Here is a 6,487-nt window from a genome sequence, read left to right as displayed (position 1 = left end):
GTCCCATCGCCGGGGAGTCCACGAACACCCGCAACCAGCGATCATTGATCGGTTCGATGCGGTCGATCGACGCGGTGGCCGGACGGGGATCGTCCAGCGCCGGCGGCGGCCCCTCGGCGGAACCGGAATCGGCCGGGGGCGCGGGCGCGGCGGCAATCGACGGCGCTCCCCAGATCGCCCCACTCATCAGGAGTGCGGCGATGGTAGCGCCGGACAGCCGACGCCGTATCCGGCGACGAACCATGGCCGTCATCCTGCCAGAGGTCGCGCGAGGCGTCGAAACACGCGACAGCCCGATCTTCGGCGAGTCGTCCGAAGCCCGCCGGACCGATTCGGCATCCCCGCACCCGCGCCAGTAGGCTGAGACACCGTTCCGGCCCGCCCGGAACGAGGTGGGTTGCCCGAGCGGCCTAAGGGAACGGTCTTGAAAACCGTCGTGGTTCACGCCACCGTGGGTTCAAATCCCACACCCACCGCAGGTCAGGCGCTATCTCGCTGGTCATGTTGGCCCTCGTTGAGCCGCATGGTCCGCAGTTGGTCCGCAGCGGCATTCGCGCCCGCGTCCATGCCCTTCGCCACGGTGTCGAGGTCATCCGGGAACAGGTGCCCATACAGATCGAGGGTGAGCATGGCCGTTTTGTGGCCGAGCATCCGCTGAACGACCTTGATATTGGCCCCGGCACTGATCGCCAGCGAGGCGGCTGTGTGACGAAGCCCATGCGGTACCACACCCTTGAGCCCGGTCGCGTCGATCGCCTGATCGAACACCCACCGGAATTCCGCCGATTCTAGGTAGCCACCTTTCCGACTCGGGAACACCAGAGCATCCGATTCGCGCCCCTCCAGCAGGTTGCCGAATTCTTTGGCGAGGATGTCCGGCACCGGCACCACCCGAGTTGTGTGGTTCTTCGTGTCGGTTTCCACCGTGCCCTGACCTCGCACGAAGGTTGCCGAACGCGAGACGCGGATACGCCGATCGCTCAGGTCGATATCCGCGGTTCGCAGCGCCGTTGCCTCACCGAACCGGATACCGGTGTACGCGAGGGTGAAGACCAGCGGACGGAATCGGCCGGCGGCCATCGCGAGCTGCAACACCTCCAAGTGCGTGAGGTAGCGCCGCTCCCCCGACAGCATCGAGGGCAGTTCGACCTCCACGGCCGGATTCGTCGCCAGCCGCTTCGACTTGATCGCGAACTTCAACACCTGGTTGAACACCTGGTAGGACTGGATGACCCGCGAGGCCGACAGTCCGCGACCCTCGAACCGCACGCCGCCGGACTGCGACAGGAGCACGACCCACTCTTGGATGTCCTCGAACTCGATATCCCGCAGCGGCACTTCACGCCAGCGGGGCAACACGATCGTGTCGAGCAGGGATCGGTATCCGGCCACCGTCTTCGGTTTGCGGAATTTCTTTGTGGCATACCACTTCTCAGCCACGACACCGAAGAGAACGCCACTTCGATCCGGGTCAACCCATGTCCCCGTGACAACCTTCGTGGTCACGTCGCCATCGAGGTACTTCTGTGCCTCGACTTTCGTCGCGAACGATTGCGCGCGTTCCACCCCGTTGGGATCGACGTATCGAGCCCTCCAGCGCTTGCCGCTGCCGTATCTCTGCGACTTCACCCGCTCTCGGGTCTTGGCCCCGGTCACCGGGTCTACCTTGGTGACCGTCTTGTACCAGCGGTCTTCTACGCCCGAGCGGGCATTTCTGCGGACAGCCATCACGCGGCCGCCTTTCCACCCCGCACCGTGGCGCGCTCCTGCTCCGCGATCCAGGCGAGAACGGTGGACTTCTTCCACACCCGCCGACGCGGCCCCATTTTGAAGCTCTCCGGGCCGTAGCCGACGTGCGCCCACCACCGCCAAGTAGCCTCCGGAATTCCGGTCAACCGTTCGCAGTCCTTCGCCCGCAGATACGTTTCCTGCTCGTTGGTATCCATCTCTATTCCCTCCTATGCCGCCAGTTGAATTTCCGGAAGTTGCTGTGCGCCTGGTGGGCTCGCGTTTAGGCAAGCCATGTCGTATTCACTGCGCCATTTGAGCCGCCGAGCGACAGCGGCCATGATCAGGTGCTCACGCGGTGGCACGTTCTTGTCCCCGCGCTCCACCGGTCTCACGATCAGCCGCGACGGGTCAGCCTTGGCGATACCGACCGCTGCGAGCATTTGCCGAACAAACTCCGCGCGATCGGCCTTGTGATCCGGGAGCGTCTTGCCGGTCCAGCGACGCGACACCAGGACGCGGCGACCGCGCAGGCCGAGGGTGTCTCTGCGGTGGGCTTTGCCCTTGCAGCGGCCCGGCTGGGTCTTGTCGCTGGCGCCCTTGGGGACGATGCCGTAGCGCAGCCAGATACCGCACTGAGGCGAGCACGGCACCTTCTGGAGCTCCGCGTGAAGCCGGTCGTAATGGCGTGCAGCACGATCGGTCTGGGGCTCGATCACCTCACTGATCGACTTGGTGAGGTACTTCGTCAGGTAGCCGACATGGCGCGCCGCCTCCTCGGTGCCACCGAGAACGCCCCGGATGTCCTTCGGGTCGATCTGCTCGCCGAAGCGCACCACGTGCGCCGGTTCGAGGTCATCCACGGTGTCCAGCACTTCGAGGGCGTCATCCCAGGAGGGCAGTTCTTCGCCGGTATCGGGATCGACGAAAGTGCCGGCCGAGTAGTCCCAGACCGGCATGTGCCCGTCGGTGTACTGCTCGTTTTCCGGGTCGAAGTGCGGCCACCACACCTGGTGATAGGTCGCCGCGGCGATGTCCTGAATCAGCGCCCGGGGATCGGTACCGCGGACCGCCATGTGAATGTGCGGAGCTCCCCGCCGTTGCGGCTCCACCGTGGCGAAGTACTGGATATCGCGGCCGGTGGCACGCCGGTAGTTCTGGACGAACCGATCGAACAAGGCGGGGAAGAACACGATGTCACGGGCGGCACGCTGGTAGTCGTAGGTGTCCGGGTCGATCGGCGCACCGTCACCACAGGGCTTGCCCTTGCTGTTCACCGCTCCGTCACGGTGCACGTGCCCGTACGAGCCGAGGGTGAGCGTGATGAACATCGAGGGCCGGTACTTGCCCGCGTACTGCCGTCCGATCGTGGACTTGCTGACCTTCTTGCGAGGCAGGTCGGGCACGTCCTGGCGGCGGCGGGTCGACCGTTTGCGCTCCGATTTCGGCTCGGGATCCAGCGCCGGAAGACGACCGCGCACACCGGTTCCCCGGAGCTCCGCATCCAGATCGGCCACGACCTCGCGGATGCCGTCCATCATGTCGATGTCGTTACGCGCCTTGGCCGCCTGGTAGTCGTCCATCATGCTCGCGCGGGCCTTGACCAAATCCAGCTGTTGCTCGGTCGGATCACGTTTGAGGTCGACCGGTTCGGTTTCGATGTGCCAGCCCTCGTGGGCCTGCTGCACCCGCAGCGCATGAGCCCGAGCAGCGCAGGACGGGCACACACTGGCCAGCGTCGACTTACACGGTGCGCCAACGTATTCCGACTTGCCGGTCTCGGTATTCACGCTGTACATCGGGATCGGGCGACGGCACTCCCCGAACTTGTCCGCCGTCGCCTCAGCGAGTTCCAGCATGTTCAGATGCGAGCGACGCTCAGCCGCCGTCTCACGGGCCGAAGCCCCATCACCATCCCCGGTGACAGGGCCAGCGGGAGTCATCAGCGACGCATCCACGGTCATAGGGCCACCTGTTCCGCGGCCACCGGCGTCGGCACCGCAACGAAGCTGCCTTGATCGATTGGTTCGCTGGCGTACTTGCGATGGAAGTAGGCCGACCAGTGCCCCTCATCGACCGTGTACAGGGGATTCGGGCCAGGGATCAGAGCGCGTCGACGCTGGATCAGCGGAGCCACGAGAACCAGCCCGAACGCGCACGTGCAACCATGCGGGCCCGCCTTGAACCCTTCGCCTGTGCCGTGGCAATGACGACACACGACCCACTCCGAAACCTCATGCAGCTGCACGCAATCGGGAGCGTCGCAGTCCCGGCCGCCGCACCAGATGCACATCCGGGCAAACGTCAACCGCGGAGGACGCAACGGCCCAGCCGAGCGGACCGGGAACGAAACCACGTTGCCGCTCATACTTGATCACCGACCCGTCCAGCGCACCGGAGCACCGCCACCAGCGGGCCAGGACTCATAGACCACCGTGGGAGCAGGAGCCTTCGCCACCGGCTCCGGGAACAGCGCGACCACGTCAGCCAGCGGCCGCGACGACTCCCCCGCCTCGGTCAGGCCGTGGATGCAGTCGCAGCGCTCCGACGCCGTTTCCGGATCGATGTGACCATCGACGTACTCGGTGCCACCGCACCGCTCGCAGACCTCCCACACTGAACCCGCATACCAGGCGATGCAGCGAGCCGAATCACACTGCAAGGTAAGGCAATTCACACACCGCCCCGCAGGATTCAGACGAGACGGGCGAAGGTTGTTCGTCATCGATTTCAGAGCCTGCATCGTGACCCCCTGGTCGGTATCTCTACTGTTTATGGCCCCTAAACTCTCGAATCAACGTTTCTCGATGGCAAGGTTTAGGGGGGATAAATAAGACGGTACGCCTCATACCCACATGTCGTCAAGGGGCTCTAAACTCGTGTTCATGGCTACCGCCGACGAGTTCGAAAAAGTCCGGAACGACCCGGACCCGATCCGGCGCGGCCTACGAGCGGCAGAGCTGATGATCGAGTACCAGCAGCGAGCCACCGAGCTGGCGCGGCTGCGGAAAGCTGCGATCGAGGAAGCCCACCAGGGCGGCTTGAGCTATACCGAGATCGCCGAACGACTCGGCATCACCAAGGGGCGTATCAGCCAGATTCGTTCGTCCGCACCGAGGCGTGAGCGCGCATTCTTCGGTGTTGGACCGGTGGCAGTCGGCATCCCGCGCCGGCTCGGGCTCGAGGAAGGCCGAGAGCGGCCCTTCTTCGACGCCAACGATCAAGCAACACAGCTTGCCGTCGAGGGCATCCTCACGCAGCTGTCCTTGGCCGTCGAACCATTTCCGATCGACCCCGACCGCGCCGAACCGCCGGCGGGGGATTGCGTCATCATCTGCGGACCGAAGTCAGCACCCGTTGCCCGGAACCTCCTCGATGGAGACCCATTCTTGGACTTCGAACGAGACGAGGACGGATGGTGGATCACCGACGCTCGGACGGGAGACCGGCACCGTTCTCCGTACCGGCGTGACAGTGCGGTCCGCACGGATATCGGGTACTTCTCTCGGCGGATCGACGGCGAGCGCGTCATCGTCCACATTGCCGGCATCACCAGTATCGGCTCCCTCGGGGTTGCAACGTGGTTGGGCAGCAACCTCGCCCGCGTTTTCGATCCGAGCAGCAGCCTTGTGGATGGTGTGGTCGAGTGCGACTTTGATGCGGACTTTGCGGTTACCGACAGCCGGATCATCGTCGGCCCGTATACGGAGCAGGCATGAAACTCGCTACAGCGCAGCTGCAAGAAAGCTCCGCGGAAGATCGCGTGTTCACCGCCTGCGACTACGCGATAGTTCTCGACGGGGCCACTTCGTTCGACCCAGATGCGCCGGGCGCTGGCGCGTACGTCGATGCGCTGGGGCGTCGACTCCGTGACCGGCTCACCGCACAGGTTGAACTGCGCACCGTCCTGGCCGATGCGATTCGGACCGTGGCCGAAGACCTCGCCCTCGTGCCGGGGCACGCACCATCCAGCACAGTTGCGATCGTGCGGCACCGGGGCAACACCATCGAGACCCTGCTACTCGGCGACTCGCTCATAGTCGTTGGAGGCCCGAACGATTCGTACACGGTGATCACGGATGACCGGCTATCCAGGTTGGACCTGGACGAATCGCGTACATACCGCCAACGGCTGAGGGCAGGCAGCGGCTACGACGACGACCATCGCGAAATTCTGCGAGCGCTCCAACGCAGACAGCGGGAGCACCGAAATCGCCCAGACGGCTACTGGATCGCCGAGGCAGATCCCACCGCCGCCGATCACGCCATCAGCGGCAGCTACCAAGCCGATGACGTTCCGTGGATAGCCCTCGCAACCGATGGAGCGGCAAATTGCCTTGCCGCGCTGCACCTTCCTTGGTCCCATCTAGCCGGGTACGACGCCGACAGCCTTCAGCGTCTCCTGACGGAATGCCACCGATGGGAAGCCGAGGACGACCCGAACGGGCGAATCGAGCCCCGCGCCAAGCGGCACGATGACAAGACTTTGGTCATCGCTACGACGTAGGCCGGTTTGATCGGTCGGCCCACCTTTGGCCGGTCGTTGCCGAATTTGGCTATATAAGATCAAGGGCGGCGCTTCGCGCCGCCGAGCAGCGCCGCCACGCGGCGCCGCGCAACCGCCCGCCTACGCAGGCTGCGGCAAGCGGGCGCGTCGGGCGCGTCGGCGCCGCTCTGGCGACGGGGTAGAACGCCGGCCATTCCTATCCGGCCACTTTCATCAACGAGGGCAGTGCTGGGCACCACGCCTGCCGTCCCC

Annotated in this window: 7 protein-coding genes, 1 tRNA gene and 1 pseudogene; 3 read left to right on the top strand and 6 right to left on the bottom strand. The window is 64.9% G+C overall.

Translation table 11 applies throughout. From position 1 onward, the window contains the following. Nucleotides 1-187: pseudogene (locus RJ03_RS00875) on the bottom strand (esterase family protein); the annotation flags it as partial. A gap of 204 nt (nt 188-391) precedes the next feature. Between RJ03_RS00875 and RJ03_RS00870 the strand changes: the two are divergent. Continuing rightward, a tRNA-Ser gene (locus RJ03_RS00870) sits at nt 392-476 on the top strand. A 4-nt stretch (nt 477-480) separates the two neighbouring features. On the opposite strand, the gene RJ03_RS00865 is transcribed toward RJ03_RS00870, so the two are convergent. From RJ03_RS00865 to RJ03_RS00850, 5 genes are read right to left on the bottom strand one after another with little or no spacing between them, the layout of a single operon-like run. Then, complete coding sequence (locus RJ03_RS00865) at nt 481-1,728, bottom strand: tyrosine-type recombinase/integrase (protein WP_083870512.1); 1,248 nt, start codon at nt 1,726-1,728, stop codon at nt 481-483. Further along, entirely contained in the window at nt 1,728-1,946 is a 219-nt protein-coding gene (locus tag RJ03_RS00860; protein ID WP_036497069.1) for a helix-turn-helix transcriptional regulator, read from the bottom strand. The genes RJ03_RS00865 and RJ03_RS00860 overlap by 1 nt, the downstream gene beginning before the upstream one ends. Nucleotides 1,947-1,958: 12 nt before the next feature. Continuing rightward, nucleotides 1,959-3,692, bottom strand: a complete 1,734-nt coding sequence (locus RJ03_RS00855; protein WP_036497068.1) for a replication initiator — start codon at nt 3,690-3,692, stop codon at nt 1,959-1,961. Then, a complete protein-coding gene (locus tag RJ03_RS36875; protein WP_157163314.1) occupies nt 3,689-4,096 on the bottom strand; it encodes a hypothetical protein in 408 nt (135 codons plus the stop codon). The genes RJ03_RS00855 and RJ03_RS36875 overlap by 4 nt, the downstream gene beginning before the upstream one ends. A gap of 6 nt (nt 4,097-4,102) precedes the next feature. Continuing rightward, complete coding sequence (locus RJ03_RS00850) at nt 4,103-4,471, bottom strand: hypothetical protein (RefSeq protein ID WP_157163313.1); 369 nt, start codon at nt 4,469-4,471, stop codon at nt 4,103-4,105. A gap of 142 nt (nt 4,472-4,613) precedes the next feature. Here RJ03_RS00850 and RJ03_RS00845 point away from each other — a divergent pair, with 142 nt between their 5' ends. Next, a complete protein-coding gene (locus tag RJ03_RS00845; protein ID WP_036497126.1) occupies nt 4,614-5,447 on the top strand; it encodes a sigma factor-like helix-turn-helix DNA-binding protein in 834 nt (277 codons plus the stop codon). Further along, complete coding sequence (locus RJ03_RS00840) at nt 5,444-6,235, top strand: protein phosphatase 2C domain-containing protein (RefSeq protein ID WP_036497065.1); 792 nt, start codon at nt 5,444-5,446, stop codon at nt 6,233-6,235. Before RJ03_RS00845 ends, RJ03_RS00840 begins: the two co-directional genes overlap by 4 nt. Nucleotides 6,236-6,487: the final 252 nt, after the last annotated feature.

It is taken from the genome of Nocardia aobensis NBRC 100429 (assembly GCF_000308375.1).
Lineage (GTDB): Bacteria > Actinomycetota > Actinomycetes > Mycobacteriales > Mycobacteriaceae > Nocardia > Nocardia aobensis.
Note: the sequence above shows the minus strand (reverse complement) of the source record. Positions and strands in the feature narration are given on the sequence as shown.

What these genes read in the sequence shown, in the direction of transcription:
- RJ03_RS00845 (WP_036497126.1), top strand. Translation starts at nt 4,614, where the DNA reads ATGGCTACCGCCGACGAGTTCGAAAAAGTCCGGAACGACCCGGACCCG.
- RJ03_RS00850 (WP_157163313.1), bottom strand. Translation starts at nt 4,471, where the DNA reads ATGCAGGCTCTGAAATCGATGACGAACAACCTTCGCCCGTCTCGTCTG.
- RJ03_RS00865 (WP_083870512.1), bottom strand. Translation starts at nt 1,728, where the DNA reads ATGGCTGTCCGCAGAAATGCCCGCTCGGGCGTAGAAGACCGCTGGTAC.
- RJ03_RS00855 (WP_036497068.1), bottom strand. Translation starts at nt 3,692, where the DNA reads ATGACCGTGGATGCGTCGCTGATGACTCCCGCTGGCCCTGTCACCGGG.
- RJ03_RS00860 (WP_036497069.1), bottom strand. Translation starts at nt 1,946, where the DNA reads ATGGATACCAACGAGCAGGAAACGTATCTGCGGGCGAAGGACTGCGAA.
- RJ03_RS36875 (WP_157163314.1), bottom strand. Translation starts at nt 4,096, where the DNA reads ATGAGCGGCAACGTGGTTTCGTTCCCGGTCCGCTCGGCTGGGCCGTTG.
- RJ03_RS00840 (WP_036497065.1), top strand. Translation starts at nt 5,444, where the DNA reads ATGAAACTCGCTACAGCGCAGCTGCAAGAAAGCTCCGCGGAAGATCGC.